Genomic DNA, 21090 nt, shown 5'->3' with positions numbered 1-21090 from the left:
GGAGGGGCGGTTCCCCTCCATTTCCTTGTTTCACTTATTGGAGATTCACCATGAACGCCGTTACCACTACCGAAGCCCGCGCCGTCCACACCGCAGCCAGCAGCGCAGCGAACGTGCTGCAAGCCGCCGACCCGAGCAAGCACATGATTCTGGTTCCGCTGTCGCGGCTGGTGCTGCGCCCCACGGGCCGCAATGTGCGCAAGACCCCGCGCATGTCCATCCCCGAACTGGCCGCGAGCATCCAGCGCGTTGGCCTGCTGCAAAACCTGATCGTGATTCCCGCCGCTGATGGCGAGCATTACGAGGTGGTGGCCGGTGGCCGACGCCTTGCAGCCCTCAAGCTGCTGGCGAAGAAACACCGCATCGCCAAGGATTGGGAGGTGCCTTGCCTGCAGGTGGCCGATGGCACGGCCCGCACGGCCAGCCTCACCGAAAACGTGCAGCGCGAAGCCATGCACCCCGCAGATCAGTTTGAAGCGTTTGCGGCATTGGTGGCCGAGGGCCGGCCCATCGAGGACATTGCGGCGGATTTCTCCGTCACGCCGCTGGTGGTGCAGCGCCGCTTGAAGCTGGCGAATGTCTCGCCCCGCCTGATGGCCGACTATCGCGCCGATGCCGTGACGCTGGATCAGTTGATGGCGCTGTCCATCACCGACGACCACGCCGCGCAGGAGGCCGCGTTCTATGATGCGCCACAGTGGCAGCGCAACCCGTCCAACTTGCGCGAGCGGCTGACCGAGCGCGAGATTGGGGCATCGCATCCGCTGGTGCGCTTTGTCGGGTTGGACACCTACGAGCAGGCAGGCGGAGGCATCCGCCGCGACCTGTTCGCGGAAGGCGATGCGGGCGTGTACCTCAACGATGCCGCTCTGCTGGAAACGCTGGTGCGCCAGAAGCTGGCGAGCATTGCCGACACAATCCGCACCGAGGGCTGGGCATGGGTGGATGCCACGCCGGGCGTGACCCATGCCGACCTGCACGCCTTTCAGCGTGCGCCGAGGGAGCGCCGCGCACCGGGCAAGCGCGACGCACAGCGCATCGAGAAGTTGCAGGCCAAGATGCAGGAAGTGGCCGAAGCCATTGATGCCGCGATGGACGCCGACGACGAGGACAAGGCCGAAGCCTTGCAGGAAGAAGGCGAGCGCCTGGGCGAGCAGTTGCAGGCATTGGAGGATGGCTTGCTGGACTATGCCGCGAGCGTGAAGGCCGCAGCCGGTGCCATCGTCACCATCGACCGCAACGGCGAAGCCGTCATTCATCGCGGGTTGCTGCGCGAAGCCGAGGCCAAGGCGCTGCGCACGCTGGAGAAGCTGCGCCAAGGTTTTAGCGGCGCGGAAATCGAAGGCGACGACGACGGCGAAGATGCCGACGAAGCACCCAAGGCCGCAGCCATGTCCGACCGGCTGGCCCAACGCTTGAGCGCCCACCGCACCGCCGCGCTGCAAACCGAAGTCGCCCGGCATCCGCAGGTGGCGCTGGCGGCGCTGGTGCATGGCATGGTGCAAACCATCTTGCAGGGCAGTCACTACGGCCACGATCTGCCGCTGGGGGTTCGCCTCACGGTGCAGGACAGGCTGGAAGGCATGGCCCCGGACTGGCCGGAATCGCCTGCTGCTGTGGCTCTGCACGAGGCGCAGCAGGCATGGGGCGAGAAGCTGCCCGAGGACAGCGCCGAACTGTTCGCTGCGCTGCTGGCGATGGAGCAAGGCGAACTGGTCAAGCTGCTGGCCGTGTGCGTGGCTTCGACGGTGGACGTGGTGACGCCGCGTGCCACGGTGCAGCAGCCGGGCGCGGAACTAGCGCAGGCCGTGGGGCTGGACATGGCCGCGTGGTGGCAGCCGACTGCCGAGGGGTATTTCCGGCATGTTCCAAAGGCCGTGATTCTGCGAGCCGTGGGCGAGTACGCGCCCGAGCACGTCACCCGGTTGGCAAAGCTGAAGAAAGCCGACATTGCCAGCGAAGCCGAACGACTGGCCGATGGTACGGGCTGGATGCCCGCCATCTTCAAGGCCATAGGCTCGCAGGGAGCTGCGCAGGAGGAAGGCCCGGAACAGGACGCCCCGGAGGATGCCGAGGTAATGGCGGATGAACCCGCCGAGGCGCTGGCTGCTTGACCCGCGCCAATGGCAATCGCCCCGGCCTTGACCGGGGCGCTTCGCTGGAAGGAGAACCGCCCCATGACCCGCACCACGACCAGCCGCCCGCGCATGGCGGCGATCTACGCGCCCGGCACGGTGCGCGCCCGCCGCTGGCGCGGCGATGGCGACGTGTGCGGCTACCTCCCGCCCTCGGGCTGGACGACGCGCGCCGACCTCGCCGACATTCACCCCATCACGGGACGCGCCTTGCCGCGCGCCGTGTGGTGGCTCATCAAAACGAAGGAATAACCGCGATCAGCACCGCGCCCAGGCCGTTCCGTCCTGGGCGCGGTAAAAGCCCAATCCGGGCGCGGCGGTGGCCGCGCCCGGTGTTGAAGGCCCAACAGCTCCATCAGAACGCCGCCGCCTTCGCTGGCACTCAGGCGGCGGCGTTGAAATTGCCGGGCGTCACGCCCGGCAACGCGCTGTCGGGTTTTCCGGCTGCGCCTCATGCCGTCTTTGCTGTTGTTATAATATAGCCCCCTAGACTATATTAATTGTCGGCTGTCATGTCCCATACCTCTCGCCAGAAAGACAAGCTGGTCGCCCGTGTTCGCCGCATCAAAGGGCAGTTGGAAGGCATCGAGCGCGCTTTGGAATCAGACGCGGCGTGCGTGGAAGTGCTACGCCAGATCGCGTCAGTGCGCGGCGCGGTCAATGGCCTGACCGCCGAGGTGATGGAAGACCATTTGCGCGAGCACGTCCTGGAAGTTGAAACGGACAAGGAGCGCCGCCAGGGCGGCGAGGAAATGGTCGAGGTCATCCGAGCCTACATGAAATAAACCCGCCGCCCGCCGGCGACCTTTTCCAGATGACAGGGACTCCCCGATGACAATGACCTATACCCCCTCGGCCTCAGGCCACGACCATTTCTTTCTCGGCAGCGACCACCAGCGCAATGAGCGCAAGGTGTGGCTGGTGATCGCTCTCACGGCCAGCATGATGCTGGTGGAAATCGTGGCCGGTTCGATCTACGGCTCCATGGCGCTGGTGGCCGATGGATGGCATATGTCCACCCATGCGGGCGCGATGCTGATTACCGCGCTGGCCTACCGCTTTGCGCGCCAGCATGTGGGCAATCCGCGCTTTACCTTCGGCACGGGCAAGCTCGGCGATCTGGCCGGCTTCGCCAGCGCGATCGTCCTGGCCTTGATTGCCCTGCTGATCGCTTGGGAAAGTCTGGTACGGCTCACCCAACCCATCCATATCGACTTTAACCAGGCGATCGCCGTGGCTGTCGTGGGCCTGGGCGTCAACCTGGTCTGCGCTTGGCTGCTGAAGGACGACCATGCGCATCACGGTCACAATCATGGACATCACCACCACGATCACGACCATCATGTGCCAGGCAAGAGCCGCGACAACAATCTGCGCGCCGCGTACATCCATGTGTTGGCCGATGCGCTGACATCCGTATTCGCCATCGTCGCGCTGCTGCTCGGCCGCAGCTACGGCTGGCTGTGGGCTGATCCGGTCATGGGTGTGGTGGGCGCGCTGGTGATTGCCCGCTGGTCATGGGGGCTGATCCGGGACTCCGGCAGCGTGTTGCTCGATGCGGCAGTCGAGGGCGAGGAAGTGCGGCAGGAGATTCGGGAGGCCGTGGAGCCGACGGGAAGCGAGGTTACAGATCTGCATGTCTGGCAGGTGGGGCCAGGGCATTTCGCGGCCATCGTCTCACTGGTGGCTCGGGAGCCCCAGGAGCCCGCGCACTACAAGGCACTGCTCGCGCATATTCACGAACTGTCGCATGTCACGATCGAAGTGCAGCGCGGGGCCGCATGAGCATCGGCGTCACCTTGAAGGCTTGGGCCAGGCGGATCAAGCGTGATGGCGTGACGCTGTGGTTTGCCGGCAAGCATCCCGGCACGCCTTGGTATGCCAAGGCGCTGGGGCTGTTCGTGGTGGCCTATGCGCTCAGTCCCATTGACCTGATTCCAGACTTCATTCCGGTGCTGGGTTATGTGGACGATGTGATCTTGTTGCCCGTGCTGATCTGGTTGACTGTGAAGCTGCTGCCATCCGATGTGCTGGCGCAATGCCGTATTCAGGCCGATGAATGGATGCTGGCGGAAGGCGCCAAGCCGCGGAGCCGGTTCGGGGCAGTGATGATCGTGGCGCTGTGGCTGGTGATGGGGGTGGCATTGTGGTTCTGGCTCATGCCGCATCTTTAGTTTTTCCTGAGGGCATATTGAATGGCATGGGCGTGTCGGCGCGAAGCGCCGCCGGGCTTTCGAGCTGCGTCCCGTGCTTCGTGCCGAATTACGGCCATTCGGCTTCAATCCCTCACGCCTTCGCGCCTGCGCTTGCCTCCTGAGGATCGGCGCAAGGCTCATCCCTGCCGCGCGGTGCTTGACGCCCGTCGAATACCGCCGAACCGGCAACGCCGGATCGGCCAAGCCGGCGCCCCCGCCGCGATGGGCGGGGAACTGGCGAATACGCTGGAGCTTGCTGCGGCAGGTTGTACGGATGCGTGCCGTCCCCGACGCTGACGGTTCCTGCCCATCACGTTACGAAGGACGGTTCACGGGCATCCCGCCCGGCATCGCTATGGAGCTTCCATGCCACGCCTCAAGACTGGCGCCGCAAGGTGTGACCGGGGCGTTCTCGCCCGTCATTGGGGTGTTGACCTGGCCCGCGTCTGGGAGCGAGCCAGTGCAGCGTTCGTGCGGGGATGCCGAGTCAGCCCTGTCTCCTTTCGAAGCGGTTCGGCCCAAGGCGTCCTTGTCTTGTTGTGAATCCTGGCGGTGGCACGGCTGCGCCTCGGGCTTTATGGCTGCAACCGTCCGGCGAAAACAATTTCCCCCTGCGCTGCGCGCATTCCTCGCGGGACAAATTCTTTTCGCCTCCCGGTTCTCCACTGCGTTGCGACCGCAAGCGGTGCAGCCAGCCCGTCTCCCGCCGGTCGGATCACAACAAGGACGCGATGGGCGCGAACCTTGTTCAATCGTAAGGAGATTCATCATGGCAACCATCGGCACCTTCACCGCGGACAAAGACGGCTTCACCGGCACGCTGCGCACCCTGACCCTCAACGTCAAGGCCAAGCTGGTTCCCAACGACAAGGGGGACAACGAACACGCCCCCGACTTCCGCGTGCAGGCGGCGGGCTTCGACATCGGCGCGGCGTGGAAGAAAGTCAGCAAGGCCGAACGGCCCTACGTGTCCGTGACCCTCGACGATCCTTCGTTCCCAGCAACGGTCTATGCCCGGCTGATCGAGGAAGAGGACGGCACGCACACGCTGATCTGGTCGCGCAGCAAGCCCCAGGCGGCCTGATGGCCGCCAGCGCCCCGCCCACGCGGCGGGGCGCCGTGCCGCTTTCGCAGAGCTGCATGGAAGCCTGGTCATTGCAGGAGCGTGGCCCATGTTGGGCCGCTTCTGTTGAGGCATGGGGCGAGTCTGCGGCTGCAAGAACGGCCGGGCGTGTCGGTGCCTTGCACCGCCGGGCTTAGCTGGCTGCGCCCCGTGCCGTCTTTGTCGTCACGGCCATTCGGCGCCAATCCCTCACGCCTTCGCGCCTGCGGCGCTGCGCGCGTCGCTTGCTCCAGGGGATCGGCGCAAGGCCCATCCCCGCCGCGCTGCACTTGGCGCCCCTTGAACACCGCCGAACCGGCTTGCGCCGGATCGGCCGGGCCAGCGCCTACGGCGGGGCCGCCGCTGCGAGCTGGCTTTCAGCCTCGCTCATTAGCACTGCCGTGCTGCATTCGAGCGCGCCAGCGATCTTGAAAATGATCGCCAGCGTGGGCATGTGCTCGCCGCGCTCGATCTTCCCCATGTGGGAACGCTCGATGCCGGCCTGGTGTGCCAGCGATTCCTGCGCGATGCCGCGCTCCATCCGCAGAGCACGCACCGCCGCGCCGAAGGCGTGGGCCAGCTCGGCGTCATGGGTGGTGGAGCCGGCCGGTCGGCCGCGCTGGACGGTTCGCTTCTGCATAGACAGAAGCGTCAATTCGCAGCACAATTAAAACCACGTTATCTTTAACTCATTCATTCCGAATCAATCCTTTTTCGTGCTTCTACGTCTTTACAGAAATACGCATTTGCGGTTTTTCACGGAAGCACAAAACCGAATCCGTGCATTTCCTCAAATCCGCCGATACGGCTTTACGCTTTCACGCTTCGGTGGATTTGTTCCAAGAAAGGGCTGCCCATGAACCGACTCATCACCGAGGACGAGCGCAGGCAGTTGCTGGCCCACGGCCAGAATCGCGCCGCTGGCGGCTCCATCGACCCGTTGCCCGTGGTGCGGTTGTTCACGCCGGACGCGCATCTCACTTGGCTGCTGGCCGCGCTCGATCCGGCCGATGGCGATACGGCCTTTGGCCTGATCGACCTGGGGCTGGGAATGCCCGAGCTGGGCACCGTGAAGCTGTCCGATCTGGAATCCATCGTCGGGCCACGCAAGCAGCCCGTGATGCGGGATCGGTATTTTCAGGCGGCACGCCCGCTGTCGGAATATCTGCGGCTGGCCCAGGAGAATGGTTCCATCCTCGATTGAACCGTTCGCACTGCGGCCAAGCGGGGCGTATTGGGACTATTTCAGTCTTATTCCAGACCTGTCCGGTCTGAATCCGCACTCTTGCATTCAACCCGTGCTGGTGTGACCCAATCAGTCACGATCTTTTATGCGGGTACGGGCACGGTGTTTTGTGCCGCATGACGTTGTCGGGTCGGGCGGTCGTCGCATTCGGACGGGATTCGCAATACACCGGAGCCAATCAGTCTTGACACCGCATGTTACATGCTTGAATTGATGCAGATGATGGTTTTGATCTGGATGCGATAGCTTCGTTTTGATCGGCCCGTGGCGACGTTCCTGCTGTTCGACAGGAGCTTTCGTCATGGTCAGCCCTCACCATTTCCCGCACTGGTATCCCACCGCCGCCTACCTCTACGTTCTGCGGCTCGATGCACTCGCACTGGCCTGGGAGTACCTGCGGCGCCATCCCGACTACCGGCTCGACTGGCTGCACCGTCATCGCCGGCCGCAGGCGGCACAGCACGCGGCGCATCGCTGGGGCTTACGCCTGCTGGAAGACCCAGCCTTGGATGCGCGCGACGCGCATCCGGCCTGGCTCCCCGGCCATGCCGGCGTGGTGCAGCTCTACCCCGATGCCGACCCACCGCAGAATGCCACCGCCTTCGCGTTCTGGCGCATCCCTGGTCACAAGCAATTGATCCACGATGGCAAGCGGCTGGTGCTGATCGCGCGCAGCCCTGGCCATTGCCTGCGCTTCGCGCTGGCACCCGGCCTGGAGGACGGCATGGCTGTCGCCTATGCCCATCACGGCGGTGCTGCCGCACCTGCACGCGGCCATGCGCCCGGTGCGGCGCTGGCCAATGCTCGGCCCCGGCCATCGCATTCGGCCTTGCTGGAACTGCACACCTTGCAGGCGCTCGACGCAACCCTGGCGGGTGCGTCCTTGCGCGATGTGGCCGAAGGCTTGTTCGGCGTGGATGCCGCAGCCGGTTGGTACAGCGACGGCGGCCTGCGCTCCAAGGTGCGCCGCCTGACGCGGCGCGGCGATGCGCTGATGCGCGGCGGCTATCGCCGCCTAGCACAGCTTGCGCCGCTTGAGAAGGGTCGTTTTGAAGGCCACGCAAAACGACCCTGAGCAAGAGAGCTTCATTTTCTGAGACTGCCTCCATCCGGTTGCGCTGTGTGGCCGGAGCCCTGCAACCGATGGAGGTTCTCACCATGCGTCCTGCTCCCTTGCGGCCTGCCGCCGCTCCCGCAACCACCTCGGCCGCTGTCGCGCAACCGCAGCGTTATCTCACCAACGACGAAGCCGCCGACTACCTGCGACTGTCACCGCGCACGCTGGAAAAGCAGCGCGTGCTGGGCGGCGGCCCCAAGTTCCGCAAATTCGGCCGCCGCGTCATGTACGCCGTGGCCGATCTCGATGCCTGGGCTTCCGAGCGCAGCTTCGAGAGCACATCCGATCCCGAGTACGCCGAGCAGCATTCGGCGGACAGCCGTGCGCGCTGACCGCTGGCGCGCGGGTGGCTTTCGCCATGTCCAGCCCTGCGCTGCCGTCCCGGCAGCGGCTCGTGCCAGAGCGCGAACAGCTCGACCTGTTCCGTGCCCTGCCGGGCGACATGGCGCCGCGCGACAGCCAGGATTTGATGGCCTTTCCGTTCTTCTCGCTGGCGAAGTCGCGGCGCGTGGCGCCGATCGACTTCCGCGCCAGCGGCATCACGATCCGCGTGGAGGGAACGCAGGAGCATGGCATCGCCACGATTTGGGATGCAGATGTGCTCATTTGGGCGGCTTCGCAGATTGTGGAGGCGCGCGACGCGGGCTTGCGTCCATCGCGGCTCATGCAGGCCACGCCCTACGAGATCCAGCGATTCATTGGGCGCGGTACGTCGCTGCGCGACTACCAGCGCCTCAAGGCGGCCTTGGATCGCCTGCAATCCACGACGGTGGCCACGTCCATTCGGGAGACCACGGGAAGACGGCTGCACCGCTTCTCGTGGATCAACGAATGGAAGGAACTGGCCGATACCAAGGGCACGCCCTTAGGGCTGGAGCTGATCCTGCCGGACTGGTTTTACGCGGGCGTCATGGATGCCGCGCTGGTGCTGACCATCGACCCAGCGTATTTCCGGCTCACGGGCGGCATCGAGCGATGGCTGTACCGGCTGGTGCGCAAACACGGCGGGCGACAGTCGGGTGGTTGGCAATTCGATTTCCGACACCTGTATCGGAAATCGGGCAGTGCCACGCGCTTCTCAGACTTCGCCTACGACCTGCGCGCACTGGTCGCGCGGCAGTCGCTGCCCGGCTACGTCCTAGGCATCGAGCGGATGCCGGACAACAGCGCCGAGCTGCTGACCTTCCGGCCCGTGCCGTTCGCGGCACGGGGATAAACGGTGCGCAGCTTGTGGACGGGCTCGTGCTATCAGGAGTACGAGGTATCGTGCTATCGGGAGTACGACTCTCGTGCTATCAGGAGTACGGATCGGCCGCAAAGCCAATAACGGCGCGGGTTTCGGCCTCCCCTAACTTCCCTAACTTAAAACATCTAACTGGTAGTAGAAGCGCCGCACCTCGGTGGAAAACCGCCACGCGGCGCGAAGCACAGCGGCAACAACCGGGCTTTCCAACAGGGAGGGCCAGGCCATGATCGTCGCGCTGCTCAACCAGAAAGGCGGCGTCGGCAAAACCACGCTGGCTACCCACATCGCTGGCGAGCTGGCGATGCGCGGCCAACACGTCGTGTTGCTGGACGCCGACCCGCAAGGCTCCGCGCTGGACTGGACGCAGCGCCGCAGCCAGCAAGGTTTGCCAAGGCTGTTCAGCGCCGTGGGCCTCGCACGCGAAACGCTGCACCAGGAAGCGCCAGAACTCGCCAGGCGGGCCGATCACGTCGTCATCGACGGGCCGCCGCGCATCGCCGCCTTGGCGCGCTCCTCGCTGCTGGCGGCCGAGCGCGTGCTGATCCCGGTGCAGCCCAGCCCCTACGACCTGTGGGCCAGCGCCGAGATGGTGGCGCTGATCCGCGAGGCGCAGGTGTTTCGGCCTGCGCTGCGCGCGGCCTTCGTCATCAACCGGCGCGTGAGCACCACGGTGATCGGACGCGAAGCACGCGGCGCGCTGGCCGAGCAGCCGCTTCCTGCGCTGCGCGCGGAAGTGCATCAACGCATCGTGTTCGCCGACAGCGTGGCTGCTGGCCGGCTGGCACGCGAGACGGCGCCGGACAGCGTCGCCGCGCGCGAAATCACCGCACTGGTGGACGAACTGCTGCGGTGGCCGACATGAGCAGCCCCGCCAGCAAGCGCACGACAAAGCGCGTCGGCATCGGCGCGCGTCCGCCCGCGAATCCGCACGCCGAGGCGTGGATTCGCCAGGGCGACGCCGATGCGCTGGGCAAGGGCGACCTCTACACCGCACGCCTGACGCTCGACATCACGCCCGCAATGCGGGCGCGCATCAAGGTGTCGGCGTTCACGCAAGGCGTGACGGTGGCCGAACTGCTGCGCGGCCTGCTGGAGCGCGAGTTTCCAGAACAACGCAGGGAGAACACACCATGACCACATCCGCTTCGTCTGCCCCCGCGCCTGTTGCCTTCGCGGCCACGGCTGCACCGTCGCCGCCACTCCTAGCACACGCGACGGGGCCAACATCAACGCCGCTAACGCGCGTTTCGCTGGCCTTCCTGGAGCACCGTTTCAAGCTCTACCTGCGCTTCGGCGAACCGGCGCGCACGCTGCGGCTCGACCGCTGGCGCAGTCTCGCCGTATTCATGCCGAATGCCATGTTCTGCCGCATTCGCTGGCAGTCCACCGACTACGGCACTGTTCGCTGGCAGCTCATGGTGATGCAGGCTTGCACGCCGCTGGACGCGGCGCAGCGCATCCCCGGTGTGCAGCCGGGCGCACGCCTGCTGCTGCACACCGAGGGCGAGAACCAGGTGCGCGCCGTGCTGGAGCGCATCGACGCCATCGAGGCGCTGGGGATCGCGCCATCCGCCGCTTCACCCGCGTACTGGCGCACGCTCGCCAACCGGCTCGCTGCGCGCCTGCCGCTGCCCGAATACACCGCCGAGCGGCACGCCGGATGGCTCATCGGGAGGGCGCTGCCATGACCGCCGTTTCGACTGTCGGCACCGCGCCGCGTCCTCGCTCACGCCTGCGCGCTCGCATCGTGCTCGCGTGCCTGTCTGCCTGCGGCCTCGCTGCGCTGGCCTGGGCGTCCTTCGTGCATCCGCTGCCGCGCATCATCTACAACCCGTCCGACAGCGTGGCGGTCGGCTGGTATCGCGTGGAACCGCTCCACCAGCGTACCGACTCGCTGCACCAGCCTTTGTCCGTTGGCAGCATCGTCTTGACCACGTTGCCGGCAGACACCGCCGCGCTGGCCGCGCAGCGCCGCTACCTGCCGGCGCGCGTGCCGCTGCTCAAGCGCGTGGGCGCCGTCGCGCCGCAAACGGTGTGCGTGTTTGATGCGCTGGTCTGGATCGACGGCGTGCCGGTGGCCGCCGTGCTGCCCGCCGACCGGCTGGGCCGTCCGCTGCCTTCCTGGCGGCAGTGCCGCCAGCTTCGGCCTGGCGAACTGTTCCTCTTGAGCGTGACCAACCCGGCGTCGTTCGACAGCCGGTATTTCGGGCCGGTCAGCGCATCCGCCGTGATCGGCGTCGCGCATCCGATCTGGCTGGAATCCCGCCCATGATGGCCGTCGATTCGCTGCACGTTGCCATGCATCTCATCGTGCCATCGGGCGTGTCGTCCTGCTGGTCGTCGCCGTGTCGTCGCGCGTGCAGTGCGGGTGCATTCGCACCGCACTTCGCGCTGTCTCCGGCGCAGCCGTCCAACGTGCAGGCGTCTTGCCTCGAACGCGCCCGGCCTGCGGCCGTATCCGCGTTCGCCGGCGCGCTGGCTGCTGGTGCAGCAGCGCCACCGGGCCGCGATTGCCGGGAGCGGATGCGGGAGGCAAATGCGGAAGGCAAGACAAAAGGACGCGGCACCGGGCCGCGTCGAAAGCCTGTCTGCACATGGGGGTGGCGCGGCACGGAGCGGCTTTGCCGCCGTGCCGCGTTCGGCGCGAGGGCCGCGCCAATGCAGGCATGTCCGCGTGCTCCGCACGACAGGACACGCCGGAGCTTGCAGGGGGCACAGCCATGACCGACCGCCGCGATGACGATTTCCGGGTGCGCCCCAGCGCCCTCAAGAACCGTGGCAAGGGCCAGGGGCAGAGCTTCGTTTCCAAGGTACTCAAGCAGGCCGGCAAGGCCAGCGGCGGCAAGTCGGCGATGCGCCACTCCGCAGGCAGTGGCAGCGGCGCCCGCGCAGGCCAGCGGCCCGGCTCGCGCCTGGGGCGCGGCCATACGGCGGCGCGTTTCGCCGGGGCGAAGCTGACGCCCATGTCTCGGCGCGTGACGATCAAGACCCTGCTGGTCAATCAACGCAATGCCAGCCCGCAATCGCTCGCCAAGCATCTGCGCTACGTTGAGCGCGACGGCGCGGGCCGCGATGGCGAACCGGGCCGGGCCTACGGGCCACAGGCCGACGAAGCCGACCTCGATGCCTTCAAGGTGCGGGCCGCTGACGACCGGCACCATTTCCGCTTCATCGTCTCGTCTGAGGACGGGGCCGAGCTGGACGACCTGCGCACTTATACCCGGCATCTGGTGAACCGCATGGAAGCCGACCTGGGCACACGGCTCGATTGGGTGGCGGTCAATCACTGGAACACCGACAACCCGCACACCCACCTGATAGTGCGCGGACGCGACGACGCCGGCAAAGACCTCATCATCGCCGGCGACTACATCGCCCACGGCTTTCGCCATCGGGCCGCCGAACTGGCGACCGAATGGTTGGGGCCGCGCACCGAACTGGAGATCCAGCAGACCTTGGGGCGCGAGGTGGAACAGGAGCGGTGGACGAGCCTCGACCGCACGCTGCAACGCGAGGCCGGCGAGGATGGCCGGGTGCGAATCGAACGCTTCAACGAGCCGAACTTGCAACGCCAGCGCCTGCTGCTGATCGGCCGTCTGCAACGCTTGCAGCGCTTGGGCCTGGCCGACGAGACGCAGCCCGGCTCCTGGGCCATCCATGCCGATGCCGAGAAGACCTTGCGCGCCTTGGGCGAGCGTGGCGACATCATCCGCACCATGCAGCGGGCCATGAGCGGCCAGCCGCGCGAGCTGGCGGTGTTCGAGCCGGGCGACGACGGCCGCACCATCGTCGGCCGCGTGGCTGCCAAGGGGCTGGCTGACGAGCTGCACGACCGCGGTTATCTGGTCATCGACGGCGTGGACGGGAAGGCCCTCTACGTCGCACTGAACGCCCGTGACGAGCTGGCGAACTACCCTACGGGCGCGGTGGTGGAAGTGAAGGGTTCGGCCGACGTGCGCGCCGCCGACAAGAACATCGCCGCGCTGGCGAGCGATGGCCTGTACCGCACCGATCATCACCTGGCCATCGAACAGGGCCGGACCACGCCCGGACGCGACCCGCAGGAGGTTGTCGCCGCCCACGTCCGGCGGCTGGAAGCCCTGCGCCGTGCCGGCATCGTGGAGCGCGTCGCCGAAGGGTTATGGAAGGTGCCGGACGACCTGGCCGAGCGTGGCCGCCAGTACGACGCGCAGCGCCTGGGCGGCGTGGCCGTGGAACTGAAATCGCACCTGCCCATCGAGCGGCAGGCCCGCGTGATCGGTGCCACCTGGCTCGACCAGCAACTGATCGGCGGCGGGCGGGGATTGGGCGACCTGGGCTTTGGTGGCGATGCCAAGCAAGCCTTGCAGCAGCGCGCCAACTTCCTGGCCGAACAGGGGCTGGCCGAGCGACGCGGGCAGCGCGTGATCCTCGCCCGCAACCTGCTGGGCACGCTGCGAAATCGGGAACTGGCGCAGGCCGCGAAGGACATTGCTGCCGAAACCGGCCTGGAGCATCGCCCGGTAGCCGACGGGCAGCGCGTCGCCGGCATCTATCGGCGCTCTGTCATGCTGGCGAGCGGGCGTTACGCCATGCTTGATGACGGCATGGAGTTCAGCCTGGTGCCGTGGCGGCCGGTGATCGAACAGCGGCTGGGGCAGCAGATCGCCGTGACGGTGCGCGCCGGTGGTGTGTCTTGGGAGGTTGGGCGGGCCAGAGGGCCGTCAGTCGGATGACTTTTGATTCAGTATCGGCGTTGAGCCAATCTCCAACGCTATCCAGTCTTCAAGCGCCCATTTGGAACCGTGCGTAGAGTCTTTCACTCGCCTGTCCTACTTGGATGCGTTCTTTTCGGCCCATTCCACCATGGCCATCATCACCGGCTGCAAGTCACGGCCAGACGGCGAGAGGCTGTAAGTGACATAGGGCGGGACCACGGGTTTCGCTTCTCGCGCCACCAGGCCATCCGCCTCAAGTTGTTTCAGATTTTGTATAAGTACCCTCTCTGAGACGCCAGGCATGCGCCTACGCAGCTCGCTGTAGCGTTTATCGCCAAACGAGAGCTGATAAAGGATGACTGGCTTCCAGTACCCACCAATGCGCTCCATCACATATGTGACGGGACAGACCTCGAGCACGGCCTTCTTGTTCTTCTGGACAGTGGAGCGCTCTTTGATGGCCGTCATGACGCTTACTCCGGGGTAAGTACTTTCAAGAGTGAAAGTATAGACCTAGAGTCATGGCTTGACCATCACTAAAAGGCGTTCACATGAAAGTTGCAGTTCTGGGCGCGAGCGGTCGCGCCGGGTCAGAGATCACGAAGGAACTGGCTGCGCGCAGCCATCAGGTACAAGCCATCGCACGCAAGCCTGAGGCCATTCCAAGCGCTGCAGGAGTGACAGCGCTGAAAGGCGACGCCCTGGAACCCAAGGCGCTCTCCTTCCTCATCCGCGGTTGCGATGCCGTGATCAGCGCGCTGCACTTCGACGTGCCTGTAGAAACGCTCACCGCGGCGTTGAATCAGGCCGGCGTCGGGCGCCTTCTGATCACCGGAGGCGCAGGTAGTCTGGAGGTCGCGCCTGGCAAGCGAGTCGTTAACGACCCCGATTTTCCTGAAGCCTGGAAGCCCGCTGCCTTAGGAGGCATTGCGTTTCTCAACGCCATCCGCGCGGAGCAGACGATCGACTGGACGTTCTTTTCGCCAGCCGCCTTGATTTTCGAGGGGCCACGTCTAGGCCGTTACCGATTGGGCTCTGATCAGCTTGTTGTCGATGAGGCAGGCGAAAGCAAGATCAGCTTTTCTGACTACGCTATTGCGATAGTCGATGAACTTGAGCAACACCGCCACAGTCGAGCGCGCTTTACTGCCGCCTACTGAGAGTTCGTCTGAGATGTCTTGATCGGGCCAATCTGGGGATCACGATCCGGATGGAGGCGGCTTAGAGGAAAGGCATTAGCCGAGTCGAGGCCGCTGCACGGTATTCCGCTTGCAGTGAAAAATGCGATCGACACAGCCGGCACGCGCACCACGGCGGGCAGCGCGCAATACGAGAGTCGTATTCCGGCGGAGGACGCGCATTTGGGTATTTTTTCTGGTCGGTGAAATGTTCTTTGATGATCGTCACGATACGCACTCTAGGGTAAGTACTTCCATAAATGTAGGTATAACCTTAGAGTCATGGCTTGACCATCACCAAGGGTTACCTGCCATGAGCACTTCCATTTCCAAAGAAGACATCCAGCGCGTATTCGCCGCGCAACAAGCCAACTCCTGGGCCGTTCGCAAGTCGACGGCCGACACGCGCAAAGCCCGCCTGTTGCGCCTGCGCGAGGCGATCGTGGCGCACGGCGACGCGATCCAAACGGCGCTGTTCGAAGACATCGGACGGCCCGTGGATGACAACGGAAGCTTTGAAACCTTCGGGATCCTGGCCGCCATCGACCAGGCGGTAGAGAATCTCGAAGAGTGGATGGCACCTGTACCTGTCAATGCAACGGTGGCGGCTTCGGCCTATGTGCGTTACGAGGCCAAAGGCGTGGTGCTGCTGTTTTCGGCCTGGAACTTCCCCTTCACGCTGCTCTTCGAGCCGCTGGTGCCGATCATTGCCGCTGGCAACACGGTCATCGTGAAGCCCAACGAAGTGTCCCCGGCGTCGGGCCGGGTGGCCGCCGCGATCCTGCGCGAGGTCTTTGCTGAGAATGAAGTCGCGGTATTCGAGGGCGATGTGGAAGTAGCCGACCTGCTGCTTGAACTGCCGTTCGACCATATTTTTCTGACCGGCAGTCGCCGGGTGGGCCGCACGGTGATGGCTGCTGCCGCCAAGCACTTGGCTTCCGTCACGCTAGAGCTGGGCGGTAAGTCGCCACTGATCGTGGACGAAACCTCCAATTTCGGCGATGCCATCCAACAGATGGGCATCGGCAAGTCCTTCAACGGTGGGCAGGTCTGCATCAGCCCGGACTACGTGCTGGTGCCCAATGCCCGGCGCGACGAGTTTGTGGCCCAGTTCAGCGACTTCTATCGCCAGATGTTCTACGTCGATGGTGTGTACCAGCCCGCCCGCAGCAGCCGCATCATCAACGAGCGGGGCTTCCAGCGGCTGCAGGGCTACCTGACCGACGCGAAGGCGCGTGGGGCCAAGGTCGCCTTCGGCGGGGGCACTGATGCTTCGAAGCTGCTCATCGAGCCGACCATCTTGCTGGACGTGCCGCCTGACGCCGACGTGCTGCAGAACGAGATTTTTGGACCCTTGCTGCCCGTCATCGGCTACGACGATGCCGAGGCAGCCATTGCCCACGTGCAGGCCAGCACCAAGCCGCTGGCGCTGTTTTTGATCTCGAACAACGAGGCATTCATCACCCGCGTGATCGAGAACACGTCCTCGGGCGGGGTGTCCATCAACGGCTGGGCACCCCACTACATGGACAAGGCGCTGCCGTTCGGCGGCGTGGGCGAGAGTGGCATGGGCCACTACCACGGCGAGTACGGCTTCCGCGAGCTCTCGCATGCCCGTGCCGTGGCCTACGCCCGCCCGTTGCAGGGCTGAACGAGATGCTTGCGCTTGCCTGGGATTGCGCAGGCGAGCGCATGCACCACACCATTTCCCGTCTTTTACTTTCGAGCCACGAGCCATTCATGAGTGCTTTCCTTCTTTTCACGCCGTTCCAAGTCGGCGCCCTGACCCTGCCCAACCGTTTGGTGATGGCCCCGATGACGCGCAGCCGCGCCCAGAACGCCGGCAAGGTCCCCACGGCTTCCACCGCAACTTACTACGCGCAGCGCGCCACCGCAGGCCTGATCGTTAGTGAAGGCTCCCAGATCTCGCCTCAAGGCGTGGGGTACATCGATACGCCCGGTATCCACTCTGCCGAGCAGATCGCGGGCTGGAAACTGGTCACGCAGGCCGTGCACGCCGCCGGTGGCCGCATCTTCATCCAGCTCTGGCACGTGGGTGCGGTGTCGCACCCTTACTTTCACGCCGGCGAACTGCCGGTGGCTCCTTCAGCCGTGAAGCCCACGGCCACTGCCTACACGGGCAGTGGCATGGAGGAAGTGCCCACGCCACGCGCCCTCGAAACCCACGAGGTGAAGGCCATCGTGGAGGACTACCGCCAAGCCGCCAAGAATGCTCAAGCCGCTGGATTCGACGGCGTTGAAGTTCACGGCGCCAACGGCTTCCTCATTGACCAGTTCCTGCAAAGCGGCACCAACTTGCGTACCGATGAATACGGCGGCAGCGTCGAGAACCGCGCCCGTTTTGCCCTCGAAGTGGTGCAGGCGGCGGTGGACGTGTTTGGAGCCGGCCGTGTCGGCTACAAGATGTCACCGAGTGCGAACTTGGGTGGCATCTCCGACGCGAACCCGCGGGAAACCTTCAGCTACCTAGCGGGGCAGCTTGAGCGGCTCGGGCTCGCCTACCTGCACGTGATGGAGGCGCTGCCAGGCCACTTCATGGCCCCGAAAGAGAGCAAGGAGCCGATCGCTCCCGCCCTGCGCAAGCTCTTTACCGGCCCCTTCATTCTCAACGGGGGCTACGACAAGGAAACCGCAGAGCAGGCGCTGGCCAACCAGGGAGCGGATCTCATCGCGTTTGGCGTGCCGTTTATCGCCAACCCCGACCTGGTTGCACGCTACCGGACCGATGCCCCCCTCAGCCAGGCTGATCCCAGCACTTTTTATGGCGGAACGGACCACGGCTATATCGACTACCCTGCGTCCGAATGAACGTTGCGCCATAGGCGCAATGCCACGGTGGCGATGTCATGGTGACGCATCTCCGTGATGGCGATGGGGCACGACGTTCAGTATCCAAGCACTTGCAGCGAGCGTGCCTAGGGAGGGCGGGCCGGTATAGACCGCGCCCGCCTCTCAGGTCCAGGGCGTCGCATGCCGAGACCGCCATCCGAAATGGCCGGTCTTGTGGCTCATTTCCGCGCGCTAGTGATGCGCGCCAGTGTCGAATGCAGAGGAGTTCCTATGTCCCTTAGCAAGACTGCCGTCATCTTCGGCATGGGGCCCGGCATTGGCTGGGCGGCTGCCCGAGAGTTTGCTGCGCTCGGCTATCAGCTCGCCCTTGTCGCGCGAAACGAATCGAAGCTTGCGCGGCTCGTCGCGCAGTTCAAGGCCGCCGGGGCCACGGTGAAAGGGTTCGTGGCGAACGGCGCAGACGGCCCGTCCATTGGCGCCGCTGCACGCGATATCCGCGCGTGGGCGGACGGCGACCCCAGTGTCGTATTGTTCAACGCGTACACATCGCAGCCTGCGGGCCCAACGCACAAGGTGGACCCTGCAGGATTCGCGTGGAGCCTGCTGGTGAACGCCGGTGCCGCACAGCACCTGGCTTACCTTTTCGCGCCAGCGATGGTGGCAGCAGGCGAGGGCTCGTTGCTCTTCACCGGCAACGGGATGGCACTCACCCCCATGGCCAACGGCTTCGGCACGTTGAGTGCTGGCAAGTCTGCCATGCGGTCGGTCGCCCTGACCTTGGCAGAGGATCTGGCCGGGAGCGGCGTGCGGGTTGGACTCCTCACTGTCAACGGCCCAACGGCTCGGGGCGCCACCTTCGATCCGGACGTGATCGCGGCTGAGTTTGTGAAGCTGCACGAAGGCACGGTCGCTGACACGGAAATCGTCTACAACGGCGCACCCGTTGCGACCTGACCAATGCTCCTTACGGTTTTTCTGGACTAGTCCCCAGCGGAATAGGATATGGCAATGGCGGCAGGCGATGTGCTGACAGGCAGGCACAACACCGCGGTTATCAGCGCCAAGCACATGTGGCACAGGTAGATTGCGTCGAAGTCGGCACGCTGCAAGTCGGAACTCTCAAGCAGCAGCACGGTCAGGGCAACGCCCATGACCGAGCCGATTTGCCGAATGGCTTGGTTGACGGCACCGCCCACGGCGTAATGGTCAGCCGGCAGGCGACTGACGGCCGCGCCCGACAGCGACGGCATCACCATGCCGATGCCGACTCCACTGAGCAACATGCCCGGCAACCACTGCGTGAGGTAGGCCGGTTCAACGTCTGGCACGAACAGAAACCACAAGGCACTGATCGCATAGATCAGGCACCCGACCAGCAGCAGCGGACGGTGCCCGTACCTGCTCGCCACGCGACCCGACAGCGCTGCTGCCGGCACCACCGTCAGCGGCCCAGGCATCATGGCCAGGCCGGCCAATGGCAGCGGGTACTTCCAGATCGCGCTCATGTTGAAGAAGAACGCGAAGAACATCATCGAGAACGCGATGCCGAAGCTCAACGTTGCGAGATTGACGTACCGGTATGTGCGGTTGCGGAACAAGCGTAAATCTACGAGCGGGGCAGAGGCAGACCGCGCCCAAACGACGAAGCCGATGATACAAACCAACCCGAAGCCCGCCGCGCCCAGCAGTTCATGGCGTGACCACGCCGGGGACTCCGATTGCACAATCGACAGTGCCAAAGCGCCGATGCCGGCGATCAGCAAGCACATACCGACCAGATCCAACGGGCGCCCCTGGGTCTGTTGCTTCGCCTCCGTCAGCAGCCTGGCTCCGCGCCAGATCGCCAGAATGCCCACAGGCACGTTCAGGTAGAACGCCCACTGCCAACCAAGCGATGCGATCACGAACGAACCCAGGCTGGGGCCGACCGCCGCAGCCAGACCGCCGACCGCACCCCATAGACTCACGGCCACCGCACGCTTGGTGGTCGGGAACGCGGCCAGCACAAGCGAAAGCGATGCGGGCGTGAGCAAGGCGGCGCCGATGGCTTGCAGAACTCTTGCCGCCACCAGCCATTCCACGCTGCCCGCCAAGCCGCAGGCAACGGAGGCCGCCACAAACAGTGCGACACCTCCGAGGAACATCCTCTTGCGTCCGTGCCTGTCCGCCAATCCGCCCGCCGGAATCAGCATCGCCGCATAGACCACGGTGTACGCATTGAGCACCCAGGACAAGTCTGCCGGCGTGGCGTGCGGAAATCCCACCCGCAAGGCACTGAATGCCGCGAACAGCATGGTGCCATCCATGGACACGAGGAACACCGCAACGCTGACCACCCAGAAAACCGGCCACGGCGAAACGGCGCCGGGCGGCTTGAATGTGGGGGCCTGTTCGTTGCGGGCCAACGAGGATCTGGTGGCATGGCTGTCCGGGTGGGTCATGGCGCGACTCCGCTTAGTGGGTGCAAGTGATCTCTCGAAGCTGAGCGCATGGTGTCATCGCCGCTACGTGGTGGCACGGATTGGGTCAGGCCAGCCCGAACGTCTTTCTCAGGCCCTTCTCGACGGGGCCGGCAGGCATGAAGCGGCGCAGCTTGGCCAGAAGCGATGCTTCCCCTTTGGGCGTGCGTCGCATCTTCCAAGCCCCCAGCGCCGCATCGACGATCGTGCTGGCCACGCCTTCGGGGTCGGGTGCCTTCTGGACGTTCTTCTGGATGGCCTGGGCGACCACGCCGAACTGTTGGCCGTAGTCCGGGATCTTGCGCACGGTCTGCGGTGCGTTGAGATCCAGATTGGTCTTGGTGAACGAGGGTTCGACCAGTGCGACGCGAATCCCGAACTGGCGTACCTCGTGATCCATGGTTTCGGAGAGCCCTTCCACGGCGTGCTTGGATGCCGAGTAGAGCGCCATGTAGGGCGCAGGCAGAAAGCCCAGCACGGAACTCACATTGACGATGCGGCCGGCATGTTGCGCGCGCATGTGCGGCAGCACCGCCTGGATCGTGCGCAGGAGGCCGAAGAGGTTGGTGTCGAACAACGTCTGAGCTTCGGCAACCGACGTTTCTTCCATGGCGCCGAGCAGGGTCACGCCCGCGCTGTTGACCAGCACGTCGATCCGTGCGGCCTGCCCAATGATGGAGTCGATGCCACGCAGCACCGATGCTTCATCGCGGATATCCATTTCGATGAGCGTCACGCCGGGGATCGCATGCGCCTTTTCCGTGTTGCGCACGGTGCCGAACACGCGGCACCCCTGCGTTGCGAACTTGATGGCGGTGGCGCGTCCGATACCCGAAGAAACGCCTGTGATGAGAACGACTTTGGATTTGGACATGGCAGTTCCTTTTCGTGTGATGAGAGAGGG

24 protein-coding genes are annotated in these 21090 nt (G+C 65.0%); 20 read left to right on the top strand and 4 right to left on the bottom strand.

What is annotated here, in order from left to right:
* Positions 1-50: 50 nt before the first annotated feature.
* The 6 genes from ACFPFG_RS09725 (at position 51) to ACFPFG_RS09700 (ending at position 5414) form a co-directional block, all read left to right on the top strand.
* Entirely contained in the window at positions 51-2114 is a 2064-nt protein-coding gene (locus tag ACFPFG_RS09725; RefSeq protein ID WP_016451573.1) for a ParB/RepB/Spo0J family partition protein, read from the top strand.
* Positions 2115-2177: 63 nt separating this feature from the next.
* Positions 2178-2387 (top strand): hypothetical protein, encoded by a 210-nt coding sequence (locus tag ACFPFG_RS09720; protein ID WP_012202398.1) that lies wholly within the window; start codon positions 2178-2180, stop codon positions 2385-2387.
* Between the two features lie 260 nt (positions 2388-2647).
* Positions 2648-2920 carry a metal/formaldehyde-sensitive transcriptional repressor gene (locus ACFPFG_RS09715; protein WP_012202397.1) on the top strand — a complete coding sequence of 91 codons (273 nt, stop codon included), beginning with the start codon at positions 2648-2650 and terminating at the stop codon, positions 2918-2920.
* 52 nt (positions 2921-2972) lie between these two features.
* Positions 2973-3920 carry a CDF family Co(II)/Ni(II) efflux transporter DmeF gene (dmeF, locus tag ACFPFG_RS09710; protein ID WP_017405395.1) on the top strand — a complete coding sequence of 316 codons (948 nt, stop codon included), beginning with the start codon at positions 2973-2975 and terminating at the stop codon, positions 3918-3920.
* Entirely contained in the window at positions 3917-4309 is a 393-nt protein-coding gene (locus ACFPFG_RS09705) for a YkvA family protein (RefSeq protein ID WP_012202395.1), read from the top strand. The genes dmeF and ACFPFG_RS09705 overlap by 4 nt, the downstream gene beginning before the upstream one ends.
* A 790-nt stretch (positions 4310-5099) precedes the next feature.
* Positions 5100-5414, top strand: a complete 315-nt coding sequence (locus ACFPFG_RS09700; RefSeq protein ID WP_016451571.1) for a DUF736 domain-containing protein — start codon at positions 5100-5102, stop codon at positions 5412-5414.
* A gap of 364 nt (positions 5415-5778) precedes the next feature.
* Here ACFPFG_RS09700 and ACFPFG_RS09695 read toward each other — a convergent pair whose 3' ends face one another.
* On the bottom strand, positions 5779-6072 hold the full coding sequence (locus ACFPFG_RS09695) for a helix-turn-helix domain-containing protein (protein ID WP_012202393.1): 294 nt from the start codon (positions 6070-6072) through the stop codon (positions 5779-5781).
* Positions 6073-6288: 216 nt separating this feature from the next.
* On the opposite strand from ACFPFG_RS09695, the gene ACFPFG_RS09690 reads away from it, so the two are divergent.
* The 9 genes from ACFPFG_RS09690 to ACFPFG_RS09650 all read left to right on the top strand — a co-directional run bounded on the left by ACFPFG_RS09690 (position 6289) and on the right by ACFPFG_RS09650 (position 13756).
* Positions 6289-6636 (top strand): DUF2958 domain-containing protein, encoded by a 348-nt coding sequence (locus tag ACFPFG_RS09690; RefSeq protein WP_012202392.1) that lies wholly within the window; start codon positions 6289-6291, stop codon positions 6634-6636.
* Between the two features lie 343 nt (positions 6637-6979).
* Complete coding sequence (locus ACFPFG_RS09685) at positions 6980-7753, top strand: DUF2285 domain-containing protein (protein ID WP_016451570.1); 774 nt, start codon at positions 6980-6982, stop codon at positions 7751-7753.
* Between the two features lie 83 nt (positions 7754-7836).
* Positions 7837-8127: a helix-turn-helix transcriptional regulator gene (locus tag ACFPFG_RS09680; protein ID WP_016451569.1), complete on the top strand. Its 291-nt coding sequence runs from the start codon at positions 7837-7839 to the stop codon at positions 8125-8127.
* Between the two features lie 26 nt (positions 8128-8153).
* Positions 8154-9011, top strand: coding sequence for a replication initiator protein A (locus ACFPFG_RS09675; RefSeq protein ID WP_380106254.1), 858 nt, complete (start codon positions 8154-8156; stop codon positions 9009-9011).
* A gap of 253 nt (positions 9012-9264) precedes the next feature.
* Complete coding sequence (gene parA, locus ACFPFG_RS09670) at positions 9265-9903, top strand: ParA family partition ATPase (protein WP_012202389.1); 639 nt, start codon at positions 9265-9267, stop codon at positions 9901-9903.
* Entirely contained in the window at positions 9900-10175 is a 276-nt protein-coding gene (locus ACFPFG_RS09665) for a hypothetical protein (RefSeq protein ID WP_012202388.1), read from the top strand. Before parA ends, ACFPFG_RS09665 begins: the two co-directional genes overlap by 4 nt.
* On the top strand, positions 10172-10729 hold the full coding sequence (locus tag ACFPFG_RS09660) for a DUF2840 domain-containing protein (protein WP_380106250.1): 558 nt from the start codon (positions 10172-10174) through the stop codon (positions 10727-10729). Before ACFPFG_RS09665 ends, ACFPFG_RS09660 begins: the two co-directional genes overlap by 4 nt.
* Complete coding sequence (locus tag ACFPFG_RS09655; protein WP_012202386.1) at positions 10726-11313, top strand: S26 family signal peptidase; 588 nt, start codon at positions 10726-10728, stop codon at positions 11311-11313. The genes ACFPFG_RS09660 and ACFPFG_RS09655 overlap by 4 nt, the downstream gene beginning before the upstream one ends.
* Before the next feature lie 448 nt (positions 11314-11761).
* Positions 11762-13756, top strand: coding sequence for a DUF3363 domain-containing protein (locus ACFPFG_RS09650; RefSeq protein WP_380106248.1), 1995 nt, complete (start codon positions 11762-11764; stop codon positions 13754-13756).
* A 96-nt stretch (positions 13757-13852) separates the two neighbouring features.
* Here ACFPFG_RS09650 and ACFPFG_RS09645 read toward each other — a convergent pair whose 3' ends face one another.
* The gene (locus tag ACFPFG_RS09645; protein ID WP_380106246.1) at positions 13853-14206 is read right to left on the bottom strand and encodes a winged helix-turn-helix transcriptional regulator; all 354 of its coding nucleotides are present in this window, start codon (positions 14204-14206) and stop codon (positions 13853-13855) included.
* Between the two features lie 83 nt (positions 14207-14289).
* Between ACFPFG_RS09645 and ACFPFG_RS09640 the strand changes: the two genes are divergently transcribed.
* From ACFPFG_RS09640 to ACFPFG_RS09620, 5 genes are all read left to right on the top strand, one after another.
* The gene (locus tag ACFPFG_RS09640) at positions 14290-14898 is read left to right on the top strand and encodes an NAD(P)-dependent oxidoreductase (RefSeq protein ID WP_380106244.1); all 609 of its coding nucleotides are present in this window, start codon (positions 14290-14292) and stop codon (positions 14896-14898) included.
* Between the two features lie 18 nt (positions 14899-14916).
* A complete protein-coding gene (locus tag ACFPFG_RS09635) occupies positions 14917-15123 on the top strand; it encodes an amidase family protein (RefSeq protein ID WP_380106242.1) in 207 nt (68 codons plus the stop codon).
* A 106-nt stretch (positions 15124-15229) separates the two neighbouring features.
* A complete protein-coding gene (locus ACFPFG_RS09630) occupies positions 15230-16567 on the top strand; it encodes an aldehyde dehydrogenase family protein (protein ID WP_380106240.1) in 1338 nt (445 codons plus the stop codon).
* An 89-nt stretch (positions 16568-16656) separates the two neighbouring features.
* The gene (locus tag ACFPFG_RS09625; RefSeq protein ID WP_380110255.1) at positions 16657-17745 is read left to right on the top strand and encodes an alkene reductase; all 1089 of its coding nucleotides are present in this window, start codon (positions 16657-16659) and stop codon (positions 17743-17745) included.
* Positions 17746-17997: 252 nt separating this feature from the next.
* Complete coding sequence (locus tag ACFPFG_RS09620) at positions 17998-18681, top strand: SDR family NAD(P)-dependent oxidoreductase (protein ID WP_380106238.1); 684 nt, start codon at positions 17998-18000, stop codon at positions 18679-18681.
* A 26-nt stretch (positions 18682-18707) separates the two neighbouring features.
* On the opposite strand, the gene ACFPFG_RS09615 is transcribed toward ACFPFG_RS09620, so the two are convergent.
* Both ACFPFG_RS09615 and ACFPFG_RS09610 read right to left on the bottom strand, forming a co-directional pair.
* Positions 18708-20168, bottom strand: a complete 1461-nt coding sequence (locus ACFPFG_RS09615; RefSeq protein WP_380106236.1) for an MFS transporter — start codon at positions 20166-20168, stop codon at positions 18708-18710.
* A gap of 85 nt (positions 20169-20253) precedes the next feature.
* The gene (locus ACFPFG_RS09610) at positions 20254-21060 is read right to left on the bottom strand and encodes an oxidoreductase (protein ID WP_380106234.1); all 807 of its coding nucleotides are present in this window, start codon (positions 21058-21060) and stop codon (positions 20254-20256) included.
* Positions 21061-21090: the final 30 nt, after the last annotated feature.

Source organism: Delftia deserti (assembly GCF_042653485.1).
GTDB lineage: Bacteria > Pseudomonadota > Gammaproteobacteria > Burkholderiales > Burkholderiaceae_C > Comamonas > Comamonas acidovorans.
This window is presented reverse-complemented; position numbering and strand designations above follow the sequence as displayed.